The 24,861-nt window shown below is 45.8% G+C and carries 21 protein-coding genes and 1 tRNA gene; all 22 read left to right on the top strand.

The window, feature by feature from the left end:
* The first annotated feature begins 8 nt into the window (after positions 1-8).
* The 22 genes from ACO0KW_RS18415 to nuoL all read left to right on the top strand — a co-directional run bounded on the left by ACO0KW_RS18415 (position 9) and on the right by nuoL (position 24,851).
* Positions 9-2,105: an AsmA family protein gene (locus ACO0KW_RS18415; protein ID WP_423054822.1), complete on the top strand. Its 2,097-nt coding sequence runs from the start codon at positions 9-11 to the stop codon at positions 2,103-2,105.
* Positions 2,106-2,207: 102 nt separating this feature from the next.
* A complete protein-coding gene (locus tag ACO0KW_RS18410) occupies positions 2,208-4,361 on the top strand; it encodes a catalase (RefSeq protein WP_423054821.1) in 2,154 nt (717 codons plus the stop codon).
* Between the two features lie 265 nt (positions 4,362-4,626).
* Positions 4,627-5,490, top strand: a complete 864-nt coding sequence (gene pssA / locus ACO0KW_RS18405) for a CDP-diacylglycerol--serine O-phosphatidyltransferase (protein WP_423054820.1) — start codon at positions 4,627-4,629, stop codon at positions 5,488-5,490.
* Between the two features lie 367 nt (positions 5,491-5,857).
* Positions 5,858-7,396 carry a 2-isopropylmalate synthase gene (locus ACO0KW_RS18400; protein ID WP_423054819.1) on the top strand — a complete coding sequence of 513 codons (1,539 nt, stop codon included), beginning with the start codon at positions 5,858-5,860 and terminating at the stop codon, positions 7,394-7,396.
* Between the two features lie 205 nt (positions 7,397-7,601).
* On the top strand, positions 7,602-7,871 hold the full coding sequence (gene rpsO / locus ACO0KW_RS18395) for a 30S ribosomal protein S15 (protein WP_186889867.1): 270 nt from the start codon (positions 7,602-7,604) through the stop codon (positions 7,869-7,871).
* Positions 7,872-8,112: 241 nt separating this feature from the next.
* Entirely contained in the window at positions 8,113-10,242 is a 2,130-nt protein-coding gene (pnp, locus tag ACO0KW_RS18390; protein WP_423054818.1) for a polyribonucleotide nucleotidyltransferase, read from the top strand.
* 161 nt (positions 10,243-10,403) lie between these two features.
* The gene (locus tag ACO0KW_RS18385; RefSeq protein WP_423054817.1) at positions 10,404-11,381 is read left to right on the top strand and encodes an NAD(P)H-quinone oxidoreductase; all 978 of its coding nucleotides are present in this window, start codon (positions 10,404-10,406) and stop codon (positions 11,379-11,381) included.
* 193 nt (positions 11,382-11,574) lie between these two features.
* The gene (gene tpiA / locus ACO0KW_RS18380) at positions 11,575-12,330 is read left to right on the top strand and encodes a triose-phosphate isomerase (RefSeq protein WP_423054816.1); all 756 of its coding nucleotides are present in this window, start codon (positions 11,575-11,577) and stop codon (positions 12,328-12,330) included.
* A 93-nt stretch (positions 12,331-12,423) separates the two neighbouring features.
* Positions 12,424-12,795 (top strand): preprotein translocase subunit SecG, encoded by a 372-nt coding sequence (gene secG / locus ACO0KW_RS18375; RefSeq protein ID WP_423054815.1) that lies wholly within the window; start codon positions 12,424-12,426, stop codon positions 12,793-12,795.
* A 95-nt stretch (positions 12,796-12,890) separates the two neighbouring features.
* Positions 12,891-12,975 (top strand) — tRNA-Leu (locus ACO0KW_RS18370).
* Between the two features lie 127 nt (positions 12,976-13,102).
* On the top strand, positions 13,103-13,462 hold the full coding sequence (locus ACO0KW_RS18365) for an NADH-quinone oxidoreductase subunit A (protein WP_423054814.1): 360 nt from the start codon (positions 13,103-13,105) through the stop codon (positions 13,460-13,462).
* A 17-nt stretch (positions 13,463-13,479) separates the two neighbouring features.
* Complete coding sequence (locus ACO0KW_RS18360; protein ID WP_186923149.1) at positions 13,480-13,956, top strand: NuoB/complex I 20 kDa subunit family protein; 477 nt, start codon at positions 13,480-13,482, stop codon at positions 13,954-13,956.
* Between the two features lie 35 nt (positions 13,957-13,991).
* Positions 13,992-14,591, top strand: a complete 600-nt coding sequence (locus ACO0KW_RS18355; protein WP_423054813.1) for an NADH-quinone oxidoreductase subunit C — start codon at positions 13,992-13,994, stop codon at positions 14,589-14,591.
* Between the two features lie 9 nt (positions 14,592-14,600).
* Positions 14,601-15,854, top strand: coding sequence for an NADH-quinone oxidoreductase subunit D (locus tag ACO0KW_RS18350; protein ID WP_423054812.1), 1,254 nt, complete (start codon positions 14,601-14,603; stop codon positions 15,852-15,854).
* Between the two features lie 71 nt (positions 15,855-15,925).
* Positions 15,926-16,423, top strand: coding sequence for an NADH-quinone oxidoreductase subunit NuoE (gene nuoE, locus ACO0KW_RS18345; RefSeq protein WP_423054811.1), 498 nt, complete (start codon positions 15,926-15,928; stop codon positions 16,421-16,423).
* Positions 16,423-17,718, top strand: coding sequence for an NADH-quinone oxidoreductase subunit NuoF (gene nuoF, locus ACO0KW_RS18340; protein ID WP_186940003.1), 1,296 nt, complete (start codon positions 16,423-16,425; stop codon positions 17,716-17,718). The genes nuoE and nuoF overlap by 1 nt, the downstream gene beginning before the upstream one ends.
* Before the next feature lie 79 nt (positions 17,719-17,797).
* The gene (nuoG, locus tag ACO0KW_RS18335) at positions 17,798-20,128 is read left to right on the top strand and encodes an NADH-quinone oxidoreductase subunit NuoG (protein WP_423054810.1); all 2,331 of its coding nucleotides are present in this window, start codon (positions 17,798-17,800) and stop codon (positions 20,126-20,128) included.
* On the top strand, positions 20,128-21,213 hold the full coding sequence (gene nuoH, locus ACO0KW_RS18330; RefSeq protein ID WP_423054809.1) for an NADH-quinone oxidoreductase subunit NuoH: 1,086 nt from the start codon (positions 20,128-20,130) through the stop codon (positions 21,211-21,213). The genes nuoG and nuoH overlap by 1 nt, the downstream gene beginning before the upstream one ends.
* Positions 21,214-21,279: 66 nt before the next feature.
* Positions 21,280-21,768 (top strand): NADH-quinone oxidoreductase subunit NuoI, encoded by a 489-nt coding sequence (gene nuoI, locus ACO0KW_RS18325; protein ID WP_186889854.1) that lies wholly within the window; start codon positions 21,280-21,282, stop codon positions 21,766-21,768.
* Positions 21,769-21,786: 18 nt separating this feature from the next.
* Complete coding sequence (locus ACO0KW_RS18320) at positions 21,787-22,434, top strand: NADH-quinone oxidoreductase subunit J (RefSeq protein WP_423054808.1); 648 nt, start codon at positions 21,787-21,789, stop codon at positions 22,432-22,434.
* Positions 22,435-22,743 carry an NADH-quinone oxidoreductase subunit NuoK gene (gene nuoK, locus ACO0KW_RS18315; protein ID WP_186940007.1) on the top strand — a complete coding sequence of 103 codons (309 nt, stop codon included), beginning with the start codon at positions 22,435-22,437 and terminating at the stop codon, positions 22,741-22,743. It begins immediately after the preceding gene.
* A gap of 71 nt (positions 22,744-22,814) precedes the next feature.
* Positions 22,815-24,851, top strand: a complete 2,037-nt coding sequence (gene nuoL, locus ACO0KW_RS18310) for an NADH-quinone oxidoreductase subunit L (RefSeq protein WP_423054807.1) — start codon at positions 22,815-22,817, stop codon at positions 24,849-24,851.
* Positions 24,852-24,861 lie beyond the last annotated feature (10 nt).

The raw sequence follows: 24,861 nt of genomic DNA, 5'->3' as shown, positions 1-24,861 counted from the left end.
GTCAGTCTATGAAAATTCAAATCAAAACCAAAGTCTTACTAAGTGTCTTTGCTGTGTTAATAGCGCTACCGATGATTGCTATAGTTTTCATGTCGACGTTTGACTGGAATCGGCTTAAGCCTAAGGTGAATGCTGTGATGACGGAAGCATTGGGACGGCCGTTTCAGATTCAGGGGGAGCTGCGTTTGCAGTGGGTTAAGGCGGATTTGAATTCTACCCTCAATAAAAATCTTCCCGATCTCAATTGGCTTCGCTGGATACCTTGGCCAAGATTCACCGCAACGGACATTCATATAGACGATCCAGTCAGTTTTCAACGACCACAAATTGACTTAGTCGGCGCGTCCAATCAGACCGAGAGGAACGGAGGAAGTACGAATTCGCCTCCTATCGTCACAGGCTTTCAAAAAGAAACGGCCAGCATCCAAGAAGTGAGCTTCTCTTTAAGTCCATGGAGCTTATTGCATAAAGAAATTAGCATCCCAGTACTGAGCCTCAATGCACCAGAAATTCACCTCCTCAGAAATGCAAATGGTGCGAATAATTGGGCGCTGAATAAATCCGGTGGCGCGTCATTATGGCGATTGGACCTGCAACAAATCGCCTTATCTGAAGGCATCGTGTATCTACGAGATGCAATTAAGCATATCGACGTGAAAATAATCTTGAAGGAAGACCGCAACGATCCTGACTATTATTTTGCCTGGAAATTGAATGGAGAGTTGAATGCCGAGAGCCTCATCGGAGAGGGACATGCCGGTGCGGTTCTCGCCATGAACGACCCGAGCCGACCGTTCCCGATTCAGGGCTATCTACGGCAAGATCAAACAACGATTGCACTACGGGGTAGTTTGACGCGTCCCACCGATCTGATGGCGGTTCACATGCGTTTAGCTGTATCTGCACTGAGTATGGCAAAACTATATGGACTGAGTGGGATATTTTTACCCGAGACACCACCTTTTTCAACTGAAGGTGAGTTAAGTGGGGACCTAGAAAAGGATGGTGGAAAATGGACTTATCATGATTTTAGAGGAAAGGTTGGTGCCAGCGATATCGCAGGCGATCTACAATTTGATTTGAAATCGCCCCGTCCTTTGCTGAGTGGTGCAATTACATCGAAATTGCTTGTGTTCTCTGATCTCGCGCCTATCATTGGCCTGGATTCGCGCTCGAGCAAACAGACTCGTGGGCTTGCGATCGTGCAACCCTCCAACAAAATACTTCCAATTGAGACGTTTAAGACAGATCGTTGGAAAAGTATTGATGCCGATGTGAAGTTTAGTGCAGATCATATTATTCATAGCGCTGTCACATCAATCTCAAAACTAACCACACATTTGCGCTTGCAGTCGGGAGTCCTTAGCCTGACGCCACTTAATTTTGATTTGGCGGGAGGCAGTCTTAGTTCCGATATACGTTTGGACGGCAGTCAGGAGCGTGAAAAGAACGCGATTCTCGCTAACATACAAGTGCGCGCACGTCATCTGCAATTGAAGAAAGTGATGCCGTTTGTGAAAGATCTCGATGCCAGTCTAGGCGAAATTAATGCTGAGGCATCATTGACGGCGGAGGGGAATTCTATCGCTAGTTTACTGGGGGCTTCTCATGGCGAATTAAGTGCTTATATTCATCAAGGCACGATAAGTAAATTGTTACTAGAAAAGATCGGTTTGAATATTGGCAGTATTGTGCTGACCAGTTTGCTTGGGGACGAGGATGTTAAGTTAAATTGTCTCGACGCGCGTTTCACTGTTCATCAAGGCGTGATGAAAATCGTAAAAATGATTGTTGACACACAACAGTCGAGGTTGACGTTGCAAGGCAACGTCAACTTACAGCAAGAGAAAATTAATGTGGAAATGACACAAAAGAGTAAAGGAGTACGTTTGATTTCACTGCGCGCACCGATTTATATACGCGGCACGCTGCAACACCCCACCACAGAAATTGATAAGGGCGTCGTTGCCTTGCGTGCTGGAGCCGCAATTGCTTTGGCTGCCTTAGCACCAATTGCTGCGCTTATTCCCTTGGTTAATTCTGGCTCAAAAGAGAGCGTGATTTGCGGCAAAGTGCAAACTGGTAAATCTCCGCATCCAAAATAGCACGGACTTCTCCATTGGGTGTGATGTCGCACAGACCGTCATCCACTGGTTCGACAACATAGCTGCGGGTAATTGCCAACAACCATCTAGCGGAAATACATCATGTCGAAGATTCAATCGTCTAAAGAGTTGCAGCACGCTGAAGTAAATGAAATCGAAATACAGGGCAATGAAGCCAGTTCACCTCTTGCTATCGTTAGCGATTGCAGTATAGGTCAAGGAGGAGAGTGGCATCAGCTTGCAGCGCAAGGTGAGCTTGCCTTGAGCACTAATCAAGGCGTGAGCATTGCGGATAATCAGAATTCTTTAAGGGCTAATATCGCGGGCCCAAGTTTGCTCGAAGATTTTATCTTACGGGAAAAAATCACACACTTTGATCATGAACGTATTCCAGAGCGCATCGTCCATGCAAGAGGAACAGGGGCACACGGCTATTTTGAATTGACACATTCTCTTGCTCAGTACACAAGCGCAAAAATCCTATCAGAAGTTGGCGAAGTCACACCGTTGTTTGCGCGTTTTTCCACGGTTGCCGGTGGTGCTGGTTCTGCGGATACGCCGCGCGATGCACGCGGTTTTGCAGTGAAATTTTATACGCAGCAAGGGAATTGGGATTTAGTCGGCAACAATATTCCTGTTTTCTTCATTCAAGATGCAATTAAATTTCCCGACCTAGTACACGCCATTAAAATGGAGCCAGATCGTGGTTTTCCGCAAGCCGCGACCGCGCATGATACGTTTTGGGATTTCATTTCACTCACGCCAGAATCGATGCACATGGTGATGTGGATAATGTCAGATCGCACACTGCCGCGATCGTTGAGTATGATGGAAGGTTTTGGTATTCATTCTTTTCGATTAATTAACGGCGCAGGGGAATCTACATTCGTTAAATTTCACTGGCGTCCAAAACTAGGATTGCAATCGACTTTGTGGGACGAAACCATGAAGCTGGCGGGTGCAGATCCTGATTTTCATCGACGCGAATTATTCGAGGCTATCAGCGCTGGTCATTACCCAGAATGGGAATTTGCGGTTCAGCTATTTACGGAAGAGCAAGCGGCGCAGTTCCCTTTCGATCATCTTGACGCGACCAAATTGATTCCAGAGGAGCTTGTGCCTTTGCTAGTGATAGGACGCATGGTATTGAATCGCTGGCCGGATAATTTTTTTGCCGAAACCGAACAGGTTGCTTTTTGCCCTTCACATTTGGTGCCTGGTATTGATTTTTCCAACGATCCTTTATTGCAGGGGCGACTTTTTTCTTATTTGGATACACAGCTGTCGCGACTGGGATCGCCCAATTTTCATCAATTACCTATTAATGCACCGAAATGTCCGTACGCCAACCACCAGCGCGATGGTCATATGCAGATGTCAGTGCCAAGTGGTCGTGTCGCGTACGAACCGAATTCTTTGGCTAGTGATGTTCTTAGCGAGCAGCCAGAGCATGGATTTCGCAGCATGGGAATGCAGGAAAATGGGATCAAAGTGCGTGCCCGATCTGCGAGCTTTGCCGACCACTATAGCCAAGCACGTCAATTTTATCTGAGCTTGAGTAAATACGAAAAAGCGCATTTGCGGTCCGCTTTAGTATTTGAATTGTCGAAAGTCGAGCATCCTCATATTCATAAAGCAATGATTGCGCATTTACGAAATATCGAGGAAGACCTAGCAGTAAGGGTTGCAACGGGATTGGGCATTTTTGATTTGCCGATGGCTGTGCATCCAGCACAATTGGTGCAAAACTTTCCAATTTCTCCCGCTTTGCAATTAATCGGAAAAGCAGCGAACACCTTACAGGGACGGGCTGTGGGGGTATTGATAGCGGATGGATCGGATAAGACCATCATTGATGCCATCGAAAAAGCGCTACAAGAAGCTGGCGCTACATTGAAAATTATCGCGATGAGTATTAACCACATAAGACTTTCCGAAGGTTCATTCGTGAAGGCAGATGGGCAACTGGCAGGCACGCCTTCGGTTTTGTTTGATGCGATTGCGCTCGTTCTGACACATGATGCGGCGATGTTGTTGCGAAAAGAAAGCAGTGCGATAGATTTTGTTCGTGACGCTTATGCGCATTTAAAAACCATTGGTGTCGACCAAGGCGGCGAATTGATGCTGCAACATATCGGTATAGAAAAGGACCTCGGCGTGATCGATATTAGTCTTCTAGAAAATGTCGAGCATTTTTTAACCGCAGCAAAGACGCGACAATGGGAACGTGAACATCTTGTGAGGACGCTTGCTTAGAAAATTACTGTTGTCGTTAGCAAATGGATTTTTGATTGAGCTATAGGCACTTTTGGTGTCATCGGGTTGTGCAATGTGTAAGCATTTTTTTATCTGGTGCGTTTTTGGTTTCACTTATTTCAGTGTTTCAAATTGGTTTTCGTCCTAGCATTTCGCGGTTATACTTGAAGAATTCCAAACTGAGCACGCCGTTATCAACTTAAAAGATATCGATTTTGCTCGGTTTTTTCGCTCTATAGCCATATTGTCTACATTAAAAATTAGCATGACGCCAGTTAAAAATCGCAAGCCTAAGGGCAGTTTTAAGTTATTCCCACGCGGCGCGAGAAAAAACAACGGAGAACCGCTTGGCGCTCCGCGTAAGCCTTCACGCGGCATCTATCTTTTGCCAAATGCATTCACGACGGCCGCATTGTTTTGTGGTTTTTATGCGATCGTCATGGCAATGAATCAAAAATTTGAACATTCTGGTCTGGCTATATTTGCAGCGATGGTGTTGGATAGTCTCGATGGTCGTGTTGCTCGCATGACCAACACGCAAAGTGAATTTGGCGCGCAATATGACAGCTTGTCAGATATGGTGTCGTTTGGTGTTGCACCAGCTTTGATCGCTTATGAATGGGCTTTGAAGGGAATGGGAAAATTGGGTTGGTTGGCGGCCTTTGTATATTGCGCGGGCGCTGCGTTACGACTGGCACGATTTAACGCAAACATTACCGTGGTGGATAAGCGATATTTTCAAGGATTGCCAAGCCCAGCAGCGGCAGCTTTGGTCGCGGGCTTCATTTTGCTGATGGATGATCTGGCGATTCCTGGAGTAGATGTGCGCTGGTTTGCCTGGGGCGTGGCCTTGTTCGCAGGCTTGACCATGGTGACCAACGTGCCATTTTATAGTTTTAAGGATTTGAATTTGAAGCGCTCCGTTCCTTTCATTGCGCCATTTTTGATCGTAATGGCCTACGTCGCGGTGGTGAGTGATCCGCCAAAAGTCCTATTCGCTTTGTTTGTGATTTATGCCATGTCTGGCTATGTATTGTTGCTTTGGCGCTGGCGTAAAGGTCGCCCTGTGAGCTTGGTGCAGTTGTCTCCAGAGTTGCATGATGACGAAGCTAACGACGTTAAGAAATAATTGAGGGCGGGCTCTTGCGCTTTTGTGTAATCCCGCTTATAGTCTTCTGCATGAAACGCCCAACCACGACATATAATGCTCAAAAAGCATTCATTAAAGCAGATCGCTCCGGTCTGCTTTTGTCGTTGGCATTACCAGCTGCCGCTATCCTGGCATCTCTACTAGCATTGTCTCTAGCGAACACGCTACTAGCGCTCGCGCGCTAAATCCAATTACCCCACAACTTGAGTAGTCTCTCACCCGTGTGCGTTTTGCAAGGGGCGGGAAAGATCTATTCAAGTCATCGAGTTTTACTCGACTGTTTTAATTAATCTCACTTAATCTCACTTATTTTTACTATCTAATTTCGGCATTTTCGGAGGCAAACATGGCAGACAAACTCATCATATTCGACACAACTTTGCGTGACGGCGAACAATCCCCTGGCGCATCTATGACCAAGGATGAAAAGGTACGCATCGCCCGTCAACTAGAGCGTTTAAAGGTCGACGTGATTGAAGCGGGTTTTGCTGCAGCCTCACCTGGTGACTTTGAGTCGATTAAAGCGATTGCTGCGGCGGTGCGTGAACCAATTATCTGCTCTTTGTCACGTGCTAATGACAGAGATATTTCACGTGCGGCTGAAGCTTTGGAAAAAGCCCAGCGCAAGCGTATTCATACTTTCATCGCGACTTCGCCTTTGCATATGGAAATGAAGTTGCGCATGAGCCCAGATCAAGTTTTGGAGCAAGCGATTCAAGCAGTTCGTTTTGCGCGGAAATTCACGGACGATGTGGAGTTTAGTCCAGAAGATGCGAGCCGTTCCGACTTTGATTTCCTCTGCCGTGTCATTGAAGCGGTGATTAAAGAAGGTGCAACGACTATCAACTTTGCGGATACAGTTGGTTATGGTGTGCCGGAATTATACGGTAGTACGTTGAAACGCTTGCGCGAAACTATTCCGAATTCGGATAAGGCAATTTGGTCCGTGCATTGCCATAATGACTTGGGTATGGCAGTAGCAAATTCATTGGCTGGGGTCATGATCGGTGGTGCACGTCAAGTGGAATGTACGATCAACGGTCTCGGTGAGCGTGCAGGGAATACCGCGCTGGAAGAAATCGTTATGGCAGTGCGTACTCGTAAAGATCACTTCAATTTAGATATTGGTATTGATGCCACACAAATTGTAGCTACTTCAAAAATGGTTTCGCAAATCACAGGCTTTGCCGTGCAGCCGAATAAGGCGATCGTCGGTGCAAATGCTTTCGCTCATGCCTCAGGTATTCATCAAGACGGTATTTTGAAAGCACGCAACACCTATGAAATTATGCGTGCGGAAGATGTGGGATGGAGTGCAAATAAGATCGTTCTCGGCAAACTTTCAGGTCGAAATGCGTTCAAACAACGCTTGCAAGAACTTGGTATTGCCTTGGAATCCGAAACTGAAATCAATGCAGCATTTGCCCGTTTTAAAGAACTTGCTGATAAAAAATCAGAAATCTTTGACGAAGACATTATGTCAGTAGTCGCCGATGAAGAGCATTCACATGACGCCGATCACTATCGTTTGGTTTCCATCAGTCAGCACTCAGAAACTGGCGAACGTTCTTCTGCGGTCGTGGTAATGACGATAGGCGATAAAGAAAAATCCTGTATTGCCCAAGGTAATGGTGCGGTGGATGCGATCGTTAGCGCAATTGAATCAGAAGTGAAGAGCGAAGCGGAGTTGTTGTTATTCTCGATTAATGCGATCACTGCCGGCACGCAATCGCAAGGTGAGGTGACCATACGATTAAGCAAAGCTGGACGTATCGTGAATGGCGTAGGGGCAGATCCCGATATCGTGGTGGCTTCTGCGAAGGCCTACATTTCGGCTTTGAACAAATTACACTCTAAGGTTGAAAAGTTGAATCCGCAGATTTGATATTTTCTTTGTAGTATTGAGATGCCTCCTAGAGCGAAAAACGTGCCCCTGGAGGTATTTCATGGTTTTTCTTGAAATCGCACTATTTTCCATGCTATAGTCGCGGTCTCATCAAATTCTGATGGGATTTATTAATGGTATTTCACGATATCGACGGTGCTGGTTCAAAAACCTAACTCTTGGTATCGCATGTAAAGGAAATAAGATGTCTATCGAAAAAAGTGCAAAAGCCGCTATCGTTGCGGATAATGCCCGTGGTCAAAACGACACAGGTTCTCCAGAAGTGCAAGTTGCTTTGTTGACTGCACGTATCAATGACTTAAATGGTCACTTCAAATCTCACTCTAAAGATCACCACTCACGCCGTGGTTTGATTATGATGGTTAACCGTCGTAAGAGTTTGTTGTCTTACCTGAAAGGTAAAGATTTGAACCGTTATCGTTCATTGATCGAAAAACTCGGCTTGCGTAAGTAATCTACTCATCAGAGTATTTTGCTAAGCACAGCAAAGAATTAAAGTAAAAAGCCTGCGTCAGTTTGACTGACGCAGGCTTTTTGCCTTTATGGTGCTTAAATTTGCTCACAAGTTGGGCACCGTTGGTAGTAAAAGTAGTGAGATTGTTGGAAGTGGTAAGGGTGATTCGAAACTGAATTGCTTGTGGTGAGGTGAACGACAGCCCCTGGAAATCTGTCGGAAAATAGTGAAAGGACACATTGTGTTTAATAAAGTTACGAAAACATTCCAATACGGTCAACATACAGTGACCTTGGAAACAGGTGAAATCGCACGTCAAGCTTCTGGCGCTGTATTGGTATCGATTGAAGATACCGTTGTATTGGCGACAGTTGTTGCGAAAAAAGATGCCAAGCCAGGTCAGGATTTCTTCCCATTGACCGTGGATTACTTGGAAAAGACCTATGCAGCTGGTCGTATTCCGGGTGGCTTCTTCAAGCGTGAAGGTCGTCCATCAGAAAAAGAAACATTGACGTCGCGTTTGATTGATCGCCCGATTCGTCCATTGTTCCCAGAAGGTTATTTGAACGAAGTGCAAGTGATTGTGCATGTGTTGTCCGTGAATCCAGAAATCGATCCTGATATCGCAGCAATGATCGGTGCGTCTGCAGCGATTTGCGTATCTGGTATTCCATTTAGTGGTCCGGTGGGCGCAGCACGCGTTGGTTACATTGATGGTCAATATGTATTGAACCCAACCGCAACGCAATTGAAAACATCGGCGATGGATTTGGTGGTTGCTGGTACGGAATCTGCTGTGTTGATGGTGGAATCTGAAGCGCAACAATTGTCTGAAGAAGTCATGTTGGGTGCTGTTGTGTATGGTCATACGCAAATGAAGGCAGTCATCGATGCGATTCATGATTTAGTGCGTGATGGCGGTAAGCCAGAAGTGCAATGGGCACCAGCGGCGAAGAATGAGCCTTTGATTGCTGCAGTGACTGCAGTAGCTGAGCCGTTGTTACGTGCTGCGTATCAAACTAAAGAAAAACAAGCGCGTACTGATCAGTTGAAGGCAGCTAGTGCAGCAGTGAGTGCAGCTTTGGCTGAGCAAGCGGCAGCGGCTGGTACTGCAACGCCAGATTCTGGTGATGTCGGTAACATCATGTTTGATCTGGAATCCAAAATCGTTCGCTCCCAAATTTTGGATGGCGAGCCACGCATCGATGGTCGTGATACACGCACTGTGCGTCCAATCACGATTCGTACTGGCGTATTGCCACGTACGCACGGTACTGCTTTGTTCACACGTGGTGAAACACAGGCTTTGGTGATTGCAACTTTGGGTACTTCCCGCGATGAACAAAAGATTGATGCTTTGATGGGTGAATACTCTGACCGCTTCATGTTGCATTACAACATGCCTCCGTTCGCTACTGGCGAAACAGGTCGCGTTGGTACACCTAAGCGTCGTGAAATTGGTCACGGTCGTTTAGCAAAACGTGCATTGCAAGCAGCATTGCCTTCACCAGAAGATTTCAGCTATTCAGTACGTTTAGTTTCTGAAATTACAGAATCTAATGGTTCGTCTTCCATGGCTTCTGTTTGCGGTGGTTGCTTAGCATTGATGGATGCGGGTGTGCCGATGAAAGCGCACGTTGCTGGTATCGCGATGGGCTTGATCAAAGATGGCAATAAATTTGCTGTTTTGACCGACATCTTGGGTGATGAAGATCACCTCGGTGATATGGATTTCAAGGTCGCTGGTACTGCAGAAGGTATCACTGCATTGCAGATGGATATCAAGATTCAAGGTATTACTAAAGAAATTATGCAAGTCGCTTTGGCGCAAGCTAAAGAAGGTCGCGATCATATCTTGGGTGAAATGCAAAAAGCAGTTCCAGTCGGTAAAGTCGAATTGTCTGATTTTGCACCACGCTTGATTACTGTGAAAATCAATCCAGAAAAAATCCGTGATGTGATCGGTAAAGGCGGTGCAGTAATTCGTGCATTGACGGAAGAAACTGGTACCCAAATTGATATCAGCGATGAAGGTGTTGTGACTATCGCTTCTGTAGATGCTGCTGCCGGTCAAGAAGCGAAACGTCGCATCGAAGAATTGACGGCAGAAGTTGAAGTCGGCAAAATCTACGAAGGCACCGTATTGAAGTTATTGGACTTCGGTGCGATTGTACAAATCATGCCAGGAAAAGACGGCTTGTTGCACATCAGTCAAATCGCTAATGAGCGCGTAAATGCTGTTGCTGATTATCTCAAAGAAGGTCAGCAAGTGCGTGTGAAAGTTCTGGAAACAGATGATCGCGGTCGCTTTAAGCTGTCGATGAAAGCTGCTGCTGAAGCGGCTCCAGTCGAAGTCGCGCCAGAGGCATAATTGCGCAATTTTGTTTGCTTATGATTTTCTGGCTGTAGACAGTAAATCGCCATTAGGCTGACGTAAAATGAAACCGTTCGTAGGAAACTGCGAACGGTTTTTTCTTGTGAACTTGTGTTGATTTGGTGTTTTTTTGTGACTTGGCTTTAGTGGGGTGAAAAATGCGAGCAATAGAAATTACGCAGTATGGTAAGCCTGATGTTTTACAGTTGTGTGAGCGCCCAGTGCCAGTTCCAGCTGCTGGTGAGGTGCTGATACGAGTGCGGGCGGCGGGCGTCAATCGACCTGATGTATTGCAGCGCATGGGGCATTATCCTGTTCCTGCTGGAGCTTCGGATTTGCCTGGTTTGGAAGTGGCTGGTGAAATTGTTGCTGGGGAGTTATCTGATAGTGAATTTGCAATGGGTGATCGGGTCTGTGCCTTGGTGCAGGGTGGGGCATATGCTGAATATTGTATCGCGCCGTTAGTGCAATGTTTGCCAGTTCCCAAAGGCTTAAGTTTGATTGAGGCTGCATCCTTGCCAGAAACTTTTTTCACTGTGTGGTCAAACGTGTTTGATCGTGGAGGCTTACTCGCAGGTGAAACACTGTTGGTGCATGGCGGCACATCGGGTATTGGCGTCGCCGCGATACAAATTGCGACGGCATTGGGTTCAAGGGTGCTGGCTACAGCAGGCTCTGATGAAAAATGTCGAGCGATCGACTTGTTGGGGGCTGTGCGTGCAATCAATTATCGTACTGAGGACTTTCTTGAGGCTGTCAAGGCGGAGACTTTGGGAGATGGTGTGAATGTGATTTTAGATATGGTGGCGGGCAAATATTTATCCAAAAATATCGATTGTCTGGCGGACGATGGTCGCTTGGTTGTGATTGCATTGTTGGGTGGCGCTAAAGCGGAGTTGGACTTGTCGCAAGTACTGCGTCGCCGTTTGCATATTACCGGGTCAACTCTGCGTCCACGCTCAGTCGCATTTAAGGCAAGCATTGCCCGCGCTTTGCGTCAAAACGTTTGGCCATTATTGGAGAGCGGGGTGGTCAAGCCGGTAGTGCATCAAGTTTTCGCTTTGACGGATGCATGTCGGGCGCATGAAGCGATGGAGGCTAGTCAGCATATTGGTAAGCTGGTTTTGGAGCTGTGATTAGAAAGCGGCACTTTCCGCCTTTGATTTTTCAATTGCTGAAACCCTTTAATTTGTAGAAATGCTTCTTTTCTGATCAAATTTACCATTATTAAAACAAAAATGTCGTAATTGATTTTAAACTTTTGCTTGGAAAATTGACCCTGTTAGCTCTGGCGCGATACAATAGCGGGTTAATTAAATTTTGAATCTTATGGCACAACAGCGACGCACATTAATAGCCGGTAATTGGAAAATGAACGGCAGTCTCTCTGCAAACTCTAGCTTGCTGGGGGAGTTGCTGGCGGCATCAATTGAATCGACTAGCGAAATTCTGGTCTGCGTGCCTTCCGTGTATTTGGCTCAATGTGAAGTATCGTTGGCAAAAACCCCGGTAGCCTTTGGTGCGCAAGATGTGTCTGCGCATCAATCAGGTGCTTATACAGGCGAGGTGTCGCCGGCAATGTTGGCGGATTTCTCCTGCAAGTATGTGATTGTCGGGCATTCTGAACGGCGCGCTTATCATCATGAGTCAAATGAACTGGTCGCGCAAAAATCCTTGCAGGCACTACGCTCGAATATTTGTCCGATTGTATGTGTCGGGGAGACATTGGAGCAGCGTGAAGCGGGTAAAACTAGTGAGGTGGTGGTCACTCAGTTGCAAGCGGTAATGGATGTATTGGATGATGGTGCTTTGGCGCGCATTGTTGTGGCGTACGAGCCGGTTTGGGCGATTGGGACTGGAAAAACGGCGACGCCGGAAATGGCGCAAGAAGTACATGCTGTTTTGCGTAAGGCGCTTGCTGAGCGAAGTGTATTTGCGGCAGAAAAGGTTCGTATTTTGTATGGTGGAAGTATGAAGCCTGATAATGCTAAGGAATTGTTAGCGATGCCTGATATTGATGGTGGCTTGATTGGCGGCGCGTCCTTGAAGGCGGTAGACTTCTTGGCGATTATTGCGGCTGCTTAAGTTTAGAATTCTGTAGGAATTTTGAGTTTTGAGATTTCGGCTGAAATTCTCAGATGTTATTTGTAAAAGATTAAATTTGATTGGATGTTTTAAATGAATACTTCTTTGGCTACTTTGGTAATGATCGTTCAGGTAATTTCTGCGCTAGTGATCGTTGGTTTGGTTTTGCTGCAACATGGTAAGGGCGCGGATATGGGGGCGTCGTTTGGTTCTGGTGCTTCTGGTAGTTTGTTTGGTGCTACTGGCTCTTCTAATTTTTTGTCAAAATCGACGGCAGTTGCCGTAGCGGTTTTCTTTGTTGCGACATTGATTTTGACTTCCTTTGGTGCAAATAAAGCACCTTCTACTGTTGGTGTGATGGAGAATTTGCCGGCGGCAAAAGCTAGTGCTTCAGCAAATGCGGCAGTGTCCGCTACGCCATCTGCTTCTGCGGCTGCAAGTCAGGCGACTGAAATCCCGAAATAACTTAATGTAGATCAGTTTGTCCGGCAAAAAAATCTTGAATTACTGCAATTGTGCGTTGAACAATTGAGCTGAAACGAGTACAATGCTGGGCTTATGCCGACGTGGTGAAATTGGTAGACACGCTATCTTGAGGGGGTAGTGGCGAAAGCTGTACGAGTTCGAGTCTCGTCGTCGGCACCAAAGAATAAGTCAAGCTATTCTGCTTGATTTGATCGAGGAAGTGGTTGCGAAAAAAAGTTTGAATTGAGCAATCACTCAAGCATGCAATTAACATCTCAATGTTGCGTTTTTATACGGATAAGCTAACGTGAACCTCGAAAATTATTTCCCAGTTCTTCTCTTTATTTTGGTCGGTATTGCGGTTGGTATTGTCCCGCAAGTTCTTGGGCGTGTTCTTGCGCCACATCGGCCAGATAGTCAAAAAACATCAGCCTATGAGTGTGGCTTTGAAGCCTTTGAAGATGCGCGCATGAAGTTTGATGTGCGTTACTACCTTGTTGCGATTTTGTTTATTTTGTTCGATCTCGAAACTGCTTTCTTCTTCCCGTGGGCTGTGTCCATGAAGGAATTGGGGTGGACTGGTTTCTTGGTGATGCTTGGCTTCATCTTGGAATTTGCGGTCGGTTTTTGGTATATCTGGAAAAAAGGCGCCCTCGATTGGGAGTGACCTGATAGGAAAAGCTTATGTCAATTGAAGGCGTGTTAAGCGAAGGCTTTGTTACCACTAGTTTGGACAAGCTGATTAATTGGACTCAAACAGGTTCGATGTGGCCAATGACATTTGGTCTGGCTTGCTGTGCGGTTGAAATGATGCATGCTGGTTGTTCTCGCTATGATCTGGATCGTTTTGGTGTGGTATTTCGCCCATCTCCACGCCAGTCTGATGTGATGATCGTTGCTGGAACTTTGTGCAATAAGATGGCACCGGCTTTGCGGAAAGTCTATGATCAGATGGCTGAGCCGCGTTGGGTTGTTTCCATGGGGTCTTGTGCGAATGGTGGTGGTTACTATCACTACTCTTATTCTGTTGTGCGTGGTTGTGATCGTATTGTGCCGGTTGATATTTATGTTCCCGGTTGTCCTCCTACTGCAGAAGCGCTGATTTACGGCATTATCCAGTTGCAAAACAAGATTAAGCGTACCAATACTATCGCCCGCTAGTTTTGCAGGCGCAGAAATTTATAAACTAAAGCAAAATGACTACCAAACTAGAAAATCTCGAGTCAGCAGTAAAGGGTGTCATCGGCGAACGACTCGTGCAGTCGCAATTGGCGCTAGGTGAACTGACTGTTGTTGTCTCCGCTAAGGATTATTTAAAAGTAATGTTTGATTTGCGTGATAGCGCTGCGACTCACTTCGAACAGTTAATTGATCTGTGTGGTGTTGATTATTCAACTTATGGTGATGGGATTTGGGACGGTAAACGTTTTGCAGTGGTGTCACATCTCACTTCGGTGAAGCATAATTGGCGCTTGCGTGTTCGCGTTTTTGCAGAGGATGATGAATTTCCAATCGTCGCTTCACTGGTGGATGTGTGGAGTACTGCAAACTGGTATGAGCGCGAAGCCTTCGACTTCTTTGGTATTTTGTTTGATGGTCATAACGATTTGCGTCGTATTTTGACTGATTACGGGTTTATTGGTCATCCTTTCCGTAAAGATTTCCCAGTTTCTGGCTATGTAGAAATGCGTTATGACGCAGATCAAAAGCGTGTGGTTTATCAGCCAGTGACGATCGAGCCACGTGAGAATACGCCACGTATTATTCGCGAAGAAAATTACGGAATTAAGGGCTGAGGAAGCAATATGGCTGACATTAAAAATTACACCTTAAACTTTGGTCCTCAGCATCCGGCGGCGCATGGTGTTTTGCGTTTGGTGCTGGAATTAGATGGCGAAGTTATTCAACGTGCGGATCCGCATATCGGTTTGTTGCATCGCGCAACTGAAAAATTAGCCGAGCAAAAGACATTCTTGCAGTCGGTTCCTTATATGGATCGCCTAGATTATGTGTCGATGATGTGTAATGAGCATGCCTATGTGATGGCAATTGAGAAAATGCTCGGTTTAGAAGTGCCTTTGCGTGCACAATATATTCGTGTGATGTTTGATGAAATTACGCGTATTTTGAATCACTTGTTGTGGATCGGTGCACATGGTCTTGACGTCGGTGCGATGGCGGTGATGTTATATGCTTTCCGTGAACGTGAAGATTTGATGGATTGCTACGAAGCAGTTTCTGGTGCGCGTATGCACGCTGCTTACTATCGTCCAGGAGGCGTGTATCGCGATCTTCCAGATGAAATGCCTAAGCATAAAGCGTCCATACTTAAAAACGAAAAAGCGATTCGATTATTGAATGAAAATCGTCAAGGTTCTCTTCTGGATTTTATTGAAGACTTCACCAATCGTTTCCCGACATATGTCGATGAGTATGAAACATTGCTGACGGATAATCGTATCTGGAAACAGCGTTTGGTCGGTATCGGTGTAGTCACTCCTGAGCGTGCATTGGCGATGGGCTTTACTGGTCCTATGTTGCGCGGTTCAGGCATCGAATGGGATCTGCGTAAGAAACAACCATATGAAGTTTATGATTTGTTAGATTTCGACATTCCAGTTGGTGTGAATGGCGACAGTTATGATCGCTATCTAGTGCGCGTCGAAGAGATGCGTCAATCTAATCGCATTATCAAGCAATGCGTGGAATGGTTGCGTAATAATCCGGGACCAGTGATGTCGACTAATCATAAGGTCGCGCCGCCAAGTCGTGTGAATATGAAGTCGAATATGGAAGAGTTAATCCATCACTTCAAATTGTTCACTGAGGGTTTCCATGTTCCTGCAGGTGAGGTGTATTCCGCAGTAGAGCATCCAAAAGGTGAGTTTGGTATTTACCTGATGTCAGATGGTGCGAATAAGCCATATCGCATGAAGATTCGTGCGCCGGGTTTCCCCCACCTCCAAGGTTTAGATGAGATGGCAAAAGGTCACATGATTGCCGATGCGGTCACGATTATTGGTACGCAAGATATTGTGTTCGGTGAAATTGACCGGTGATTGGTTATTTGTAGATTAAATATTGATAGATGATCGACCTTAATCAAAGGTCGATATTTGAGGCAAAAGCGATGGTCTTATCAGAGCAAGCATTAAAGAAAATTGATCGCGAATTGGCAAAATTCCCTGCGGATCAACGTCAGTCTGCCGTGATGGCGGCCTTGGCGATTGCCCAGGATGAAACCAGTTGGTTATCTCCTGAGGTATTGCAATTTGTTGCCGATTACATCGGTATGCCTGCTGTTGCAGTGCAGGAAGTCGCGACCTTTTACAATATGTACAATACCAAGCCGGTCGGTAAGCACAAGATTACTGTTTGTACGAACTTGCCATGTGCATTGTCTGGTGGTGAACGTGCAGCACATCATTTGAAACAAAAACTCGGTTTGGATTACAAAGAAACCAGTGCTGACGGTCAGTTCACGTTGATGGAAGGTGAGTGCATGGGCGCTTGCGGTGATGCACCAGTGTTATTGGTCAATAATAAGCGTATGTGCGGCTTTATGTCGAATGACAAAATTGATGCCTTAGTTACTGAATTAAGCCAAACAACAGAAGCAGGTAAATAATGACGAGTCTACATAATCGCCATATCAAGCCACTGATTCTTGCTGGCTTAGACGGTAAAAACTGGCACCTGCAAGACTACATTGCGCGCGGTGGCTATCAATCTTTAAAACGTATTTTGGATGAAAAAATCCCTCCAGAGCAAGTGATTGCGGAGCTGAAAGCTTCCTCATTGCGTGGTCGTGGCGGTGCTGGTTTTCCGACAGGTTTGAAGTGGAGCTTTATGCCACGTCAATTCCCAGGCCAAAAATATCTAGTCTGTAATACTGATGAAGGCGAACCAGGTACATTTAAAGATCGCGACATCATTCGCTACAATCCGCACGCCTTGATTGAAGGTATGGCGATTGGTGCATACGCGATGGGTATTACGGTCGGCTACAACTATATTCATGGCGAAATTTTCGCTGATTATGATCGTTTTGAAGAAGCCTTAGAAGAAGCGCGCGCTGCGAATATGTTGGGTGATCGCATTCATGGATCTGACTTCTCATTCCAGTTACATGCTTTCCACGGTTACGGTGCATACATCTGTGGTGAAGAAACAGCATTGTTGGAATCTTTAGAAGGCAAAAAAGGTCAACCACGATTCAAACCACCATTCCCTGCAAGCTTTGGTTTATATGGGAAACCAACGACCATCAATAACACGGAAACTTTTGCCGCGGTACCATTTGTGTTGGCAATGGGTGGTGAAAATTACGCTGCTTTGGGTAAACCAAATAATGGCGGAACGAAGATTTTTTCCATGTCTGGCGACGTTGCTAAACCTGGCAACTACGAAGTACCAATGGGCACTCCGTTTGCGACTTTATTAGAGTTGGCTGGCGGCATGCGTGATGGTAAGAAAATCAAAGCAGTGATTCCAGGCGGTTCCTCCATGCCAGTCTTGACTGGTGACGTGATGATGGCAACCGATATGGACTATGACTCTATCGCCAAAGCCGGCTCCATGCTCGGTTCTGGTGCTGTGATCGTAATGGATGAAACGCGTTGCATGGTGAAATCTTTGCTGCGTTTGTCTTATTTTTATTTTGAAGAATCTTGTGGTCAATGTACGCCATGCCGTGAAGGCACCGGTTGGTTGTATCGTATGGTACATCGTATTGAAAATGGTCAAGGTCGTCCAGACGATTTGGATATGTTAAATGCAGTCGCCGATGGTATTCAAGGTCGTACGATTTGCGCTTTGGGTGACGCGGCGGCGATGCCTGTTCGTGCATTCATTAAGAATTTCCGTGAAGAGTTTGAATACCATATCGAGCATAAACACTGCTTGGTTCCGACTTATTTATAAACAAAGCTTTAGTTTGTTCTTGAATTGAAAATTCATTCAAGTCTGAATATTTATTCGCTTAGCGTACCCAGAGCACATCATGGTTGAAATTGAAATAGACGGCAAAAAAGTAGAAGTCCCTGCGGGCAGCATGGTGATGGACGCTGCTAATAAACTCGGCACTTATATTCCTCATTTTTGCTATCACAAGAAATTGTCGATAGCTGCGAACTGCCGCATGTGTTTAGTCGAAGTTGAGAAAGCTCCTAAACCATTGCCAGCCTGCGCCACTCCTGTGACGCAAGGTATGATCGTTCGTTCGAATAGTGATAAAGCAGTCAAAGCGCAAAAAGATGTAATGGAATTTTTGCTGATTAATCACCCATTGGATTGCCCGATTTGCGATCAAGGTGGGGAATGTCAATTGCAAGATTTGGCAGTTGGTTACGGAAAAACCAGCTCACGATATCAGGAAGAAAAGCGTGTTGTTTTCCATAAAAATGTAGGTCCTTTGATCTCCATGGAAGAGATGAGTCGCTGTATTCATTGCACACGTTGCGTGCGCTTTGGTCAGGAAGTTGCCGGCGTGATGGAACTTGGTATGTTGGGCCGTGGTGAACATTCGGAAATTACTTCTTTCGTTGGTAAGACGGTTGATTCCGAATTGTCCGGCAACATGATTGATCTTTGCCCGGTCGGCGCATTGACCTCTAAGCCTTTCCGTTATTCAGCCCGTACTTGGGAATTGTCACGTCGTAAGTCTGTTAGCGCACATGATAGTCTCGGTTCAAATTTAATCGTTCAAGTCAAAAATAACAAAGTAATGCGCGTCGTTCCTCTGGAAAATGATGCGGTGAATGAATGCTGGATTTCCGACAAAGATCGTTTTGCCTACGAAGGTTTAAATAGTGCAGATCGGTTGACTAAGCCTATGTTGAAGCAGGGCGGTCAATGGCAAGAAACAGACTGGCAAACTGCCTTGGAATATGTTGCACATGGACTAAAAAATGTGAAACATGAGCATGGCGCAAATTCTATCGCTGGTTTAGCGACTGCCAATTCGACATTGGAAGAAATGAGCTTGTTGTCACGCGTAGTCCGAGGTATGGGTTCTGAGAATATCGAAACACGCTTACGTCAATCTGACTTTGGCTTGACAGCTAAGATCAAGCCTTGGTTGGGTATGTCGATCACAGCATTTGCACAGCTGAAAAATGTTTTTGTGATCGGTTCTTTCTTGCGTAAAGATCACCCATTGTTGGCAGCACGTTTGCGCCAAGCAGTGAAGTCCGGAGCTAAATTAAGTGTCTTACATGCGACTGACGATGAGTTGCTGATGAAAGTCGCCAACAAAGCTGTATTGGCACCATCTGTTTGGTTGTCTTTCTTGGCTGAAGTAGCCACCGCAGTGGCTACTGTCAAACAAGTTGCGAAACCTGTTGGGTTGGCAGATGTCGCAGTTTCAGAATCAGCTCAAGCGATAGCTACTAGCTTGTTGTCTGGCGCAGATGCCGCTTCCTCCGGTGTATTTCTTGGGAATACAGCAGCGCAACATCCTGATGCGTCAAAGATTCATGCTTTGGCACAATGGATTGCACAGAATACGGGTGCAGGCTTTGGTTATCTGACTGAAGCAGCAAATACAGTTGGCGCTTATCTGGCAGATGCAGTTCCTGCGAATGCAGATGCAGCCGCAAGTTTGCTAAGTAACGCGCGAAAAGCAGTCGTATTGCTGAACGCTGAACCTGAACTCGATTTTGCCAATGCTAATCAGGCGCAAGCCGTGTTGGCACAAGCCGATATGGTAGTGTTGATGTCACCGTTTAAGCATGGTTTGGAATACGCGGATGTACTCTTACCGGTTTCTCCGTACACAGAAACAGCTGGTACTTTCGTCAACTGCGAAGGTCGCGCTCAAAGCTTCCACGGCGTCGTTAAACCATTAGGTGATACCCGTCCAGCATGGAAAGTCTTGCGTGTACTCGGCAACTTATTGGGCTTGGATAACTTTGAATTTGAAACGGCAGAAGCGGTTCGCGATGCGGTTTTGGGCCAGGGGCAAGCAGATTTGTCCGCTAAATTAAATAATATTACTGATGTGGCGATTACGTCCTCTTCATCAGTTTCTGGTTTGGAACGTGTTTCCGATGTGCCTATTTACAGTACCGATGCCATTGTGCGTCGTGCAGAATCGTTGCAGCGCACTGCCGATGCAAGAGCAGCAGGCGTAAGTCTCAGCGCTGCAGAATTTGCTCGCCTTGGTATTGAGGATGGTGATTACGTGAAGGTGACTCAAGCTGGGGCATCAGTCATGGTTTCTGCCAAGCTTGATAAATCTTTGCCTGCGACTGTCGTGCGCGTGGCTGCCGGTGTTTTGGCAACGCATCAACTGGGTGCGATGTTTGGCCCGATTAATGTGGAGCGTGCATAATGAATTTCTTAGATACGGTTCAATCTTACGGCGTTCAATACCTTGGTGGTTTGTGGCCTTTAGTGTGGACTCTGGTGAAAATCGTCTGCATCACCTTGCCGGTCATGGGTTGCGTAGCCTATCTCACCTTGTGGGAACGTAAGATGATAGGTTGGATGCACGTACGTCTTGGTCCAAATCGCGTAGGTCCAGCAGGTTTGTTGCAACCGATTGCCGATGCTTTAAAGTTGCTGTTGAAAGAGATCATCATCCCAGCAAAAGCGAATAAAGTCTTGTTCGTGATTGCGCCGATTATGACAATTATGCCGGCTTTGGCAGCTTGGTCGGTCATTCCTTTCGGTCCGGAAATTGTACTTGCTAACGTAAATGCTGGCTTATTGTTGATCATGGCTATTACTTCGATGGAAGTCTACGGGATCATCATCGCAGGTTGGGCTTCTAATTCTAAATATGCTTTCCTTGGCGCTATGCGCGCTTCAGCGCAAATGATTTCTTATGAAATCGCGATGGGTTTTGTATTGGTGATCGTGCTGATGGTGTCAGGCAGCTTGAATCTGACAGATGTAGTGAACGGTCAGTCGAAAGGCTACTTCGCTGAGTATGGCTGGAATTTTCTTTCATGGAATTGGTTGCCTTTGTTGCCCATGTTTGTCGTGTACGTCATCTCAGGCATCGCTGAAACAAATCGTCATCCGTTTGACGTAGTGGAAGGTGAGTCTGAAATCGTTGCGGGTCACATGGTCGAGTATTCTGGTATGTCGTTTGCGATGTTTTTCCTCGCTGAATATGCCAATATGATCTTAATTTCCGCATTGGCGTCATTGATGTTCCTCGGTGGCTGGAATTCCCCGATTGGTCACGCAGTTCCAGTGTTAGGTTTGTTAGCTTACCTTCCGGGTTGGATTTGGTTAGGCGTGAAGACTTTCTTCGTGGTTTCTTTGTTTATCTGGGCTCGTGCATCTTTCCCACGTTATCGTTACGATCAAATTATGCGTTTGGGTTGGAAAGTTTTTATTCCTCTGACTTTGACATACTTGGTGATCGTGGCGGCATGGATGCAAACCTCCTGGAACATTTGGAAATAATCGGCTAAAGAAAAATGTCGGCAGATAATGCTGGCGAATGATGCTAGCAAATAATGGAAGCAAATAATGGAAGCAATTAAGGATTTCTTTGGCAGCTTGATGCTGCGCGAGTTGATCAAGGGCTTAGCCTTGACTGGTCGCTATATGTTTGCGCGCAAAATTACGGTGCAATTCCCAGAGGAAAAAACACCGCAATCACCACGTTTTCGTGGTTTGCATGCCTTGCGTCGTTATCCAAATGGTGAAGAACGCTGTATCGCTTGTAAATTGTGTGAAGCTGTTTGTCCTGCAATGGCAATTACGATTGAATCTGACCAACGCGAAGATGGTTCACGTCGTACCACACGTTACGATATCGATTTGACTAAATGTATTTTCTGCGGATTCTGTGAAGAGTCTTGTCCAGTTGATTCGATTGTGGAAACGCACGTGTTGGAATATCACGGTGAAAAACGCGGTGATTTGTATTTCACTAAAGAGATGTTACTCGCAGTGGGTGATCGTTACGAACCAGAAATCGCGGCAGCGCGTCAAGCTGACGCTAAATACCGCTAAGACTGGAAGAGCTGAATTATGGATTTTGTTACTGCATTATTTTATGCCTTCTCAGCGATCTTGATTATCGCTGCAACGCAGGTGATTACTGCCCGTAATCCTGTACATGCTGCTTTGTTTTTGGTCTTATCATTTTTTACCGCAGCCGGAATTTGGTTATTGTTGAAAGCCGAATTTTTGGCAATCGTGCTGGTGTTAGTGTATGTCGGCGCAGTTATGGTCTTGTTCTTATTTGTTGTGATGATGTTGGATATTGATATCGACAAATTGCGAGAGGGGTTCTGGGGTCGTTTACCTCTTGCGGCAATTGTTGGCGTGATTGTGGCCTTGGAAATGTCTGCAGTTTTATTAAAAGGTTTCTTACGTCCAGATAACAACGTACCGGCAGCGGCATCACAGATCGGTGGAACGAAGGCTCTGGGTTTGGAAATTTTTACTAATTATCTGTTTGCCTTCGAGGTTGCTGCCGCAATTTTGCTGTTGGCGATCGTCGCCGCCGTCGCTTTAACTTTGCGTCGCCGTAAAGACAGTAAGTATTTTGACCCAGCGGCCGCGGTAAAAGTGAAAGCCGCCGACCGTATCCGTATCGTGAGTATGAAAGCTGAATCTGATCGTGCAAGAGCAAAGACAGATACGCAGGCAAATGCAGAAAACACAGGTGCATAAATGACTTTAACACTGACACATTTTTTGATATTGGGCGCAATTTTATTTGCGATCTCGGTTGTGGGTATTTTCATGAATCGCAAAAACATCATTGTGTTATTGATGGCGATTGAATTGATGCTGTTGGCAGTGAATATGAATTTCATCGCGTTTTCGCATTATCTAGGTGATGCAGCCGGGCAGATTTTTGTATTCTTTATTTTGACAGTGGCTGCAGCGGAATCTGCAATTGGACTTGCAATTTTGGTCGTAATGTTCCGTAATCTGGATACGATTAATGTTGAAGATCTGGGTACGCTCAAAGGCTAAAGTAAGTAACGGTCTTCTTCGTTTGAGTGCAGTTCGAGAATTTATAAGAATTAAGATAACAAAGGGTCATTATGGCGGGGCAACTTAACCCACATTTATTGCTGGCAGTACCATTAGCGCCACTCGCTGGTTCAGCGATTGCAGGTCTGTTAGGCACGAAATTTTTCGGCAATTTGGTCGGACGCAAGGTCTCGCATACGGCGACTATCCTTGGTGTATTGATCGCTTTCATCTTGTCTTGTATGACTTTGTCCCAGGTACTAGATGGTGCGAAATACAATGCCACTTTGTATCATTGGATGACGGTCGGTAGTTTGAGACTGGAAGTCGGTTTCCTAGTTGATAGCTTAACTGCCATGATGATGTGCGTAGTGACTTTTGTTTCTCTGATGGTGCATATCTATACAGTTGGTTATATGGCGGAAGACGAGGGTTATAATCGTTTCTTCGCATATATTTCTTTGTTCACTTTCTCGATGTTGATGCTCGTTATGAGCAACAATTTCTTGCAATTGTTCTTCGGTTGGGAAGCAGTAGGTCTGGTTTCTTATTTGCTGATTGGATTTTGGTACACTAAACCAACGGCTATCTACGCGAATATGAAAGCCTTCTTGGTGAATCGTGTCGGTGACTTTGGTTTTATCTTAGGTATTGGCTTATTGGTTGCTTACACTGGTTCTATGGACTATGCGGAAGTTTTCGCGAAGAAGGGCGAGCTTGCACCATTGATGTTGCCAGGTACCGACTGGATGTTGATCACCGTTGCCTGTATCTGTTTATTTATTGGTGCCATGGGTAAGTCAGCGCAGTTCCCTTTGCACGTATGGTTGCCAGATTCAATGGAAGGTCCTACGCCAATTTCTGCTTTGATTCACGCTGCAACCATGGTGACGGCCGGTATTTTCATGGTGGCGCGTATGTCGCCATTGTTCGAGATGTCTGATGCCGCATTGAATTTCATCATGATCATCGGTTCTATTACCGCTTTGTTTATGGGATTCCTTGGAATTATCCAGAACGATATCAAGCGGGTTGTTGCTTATTCGACGTTATCTCAACTGGGTTACATGACTGTGGCTTTAGGTGCATCTGCTTATTCAGTCGCAGTATTCCATTTGATGACCCATGCTTTCTTTAAAGCTTTGCTATTCTTAGCTGCCGGATCTGTAATTATTGGTATGCATCATGACCAGGATATTCGTAACATGGGCGGCTTGCGTAAGTACATGAAAGTAACCTGGATTACTTCGTTGTTAGGCTCCTTGGCATTGATTGGAACACCATTTTTCTCCGGTTTCTATTCAAAGGATTCGATTATCGAAGCCGTCATGTTGTCACATTTGCCGAGTGCAGGTTTTGCGAAGTTTGCGGTGTTGGCTGGTGTGTTTGTCACGGCTTTCTATTCTTTCCGTATGTACTTCTTAGTATTTCACGGTAAAGAAAATTTTGGCCACGCCCACGATGCTCATGGACAGGACGATCATCATGACGATCACCACCACGGCTTGGCCCCGGGACAAAAACCGCATGAGTCTCCAGCCGTGGTTTGGGTACCATTGGCCTTATTGGCAGTGCCATCAGTGTTGATCGGCTTGTACACGATAGAACCGATGCTTTACGGTGACTTCTTCAAAGATGTGATTTTCATTGATCACCACACTCATCATGCGATGGGTGAATTGAAAGAGGAGTTCCATGGTTGGCAAGCAATGGGTATTCATGCGCTAATGACCCCGCCTTTCTGGTTGGCATTGGCGGGAGTTGCATTATCTTACTTCTTCTATATGGTGAAACCTGCAATCCCAACGATGATCAAACAAAAATTTAGTGCAGTTTATACGTTGCTCGATAATAAATATTACCTAGATAAATTCAACGAAGTCGTGTTCGCTGGCGGTGCACGTTTGTTGGGTGGTGGTTTGTGGAATATTGGTGATAAAGGTTTGATCGATGGCTTGGTGGTCAATGGAAGTGCGAAGTTAGTAGGGTTGTTCTCCAAAATGATTCGCCTGTTCCAGACTGGGTTCATCTACCACTATGCGCTGGTAATGATTTTGGGTGTTTTAGGCTTCTTGATTTATTTCATGCCGCTCCCGTTTGCTAAATAAGTGACCATAA

Source organism: Undibacterium sp. Ji22W, from assembly GCF_049340305.1.
Lineage (GTDB): Bacteria > Pseudomonadota > Gammaproteobacteria > Burkholderiales > Burkholderiaceae_D > Undibacterium.
This window is presented reverse-complemented; position numbering and strand designations above follow the sequence as displayed.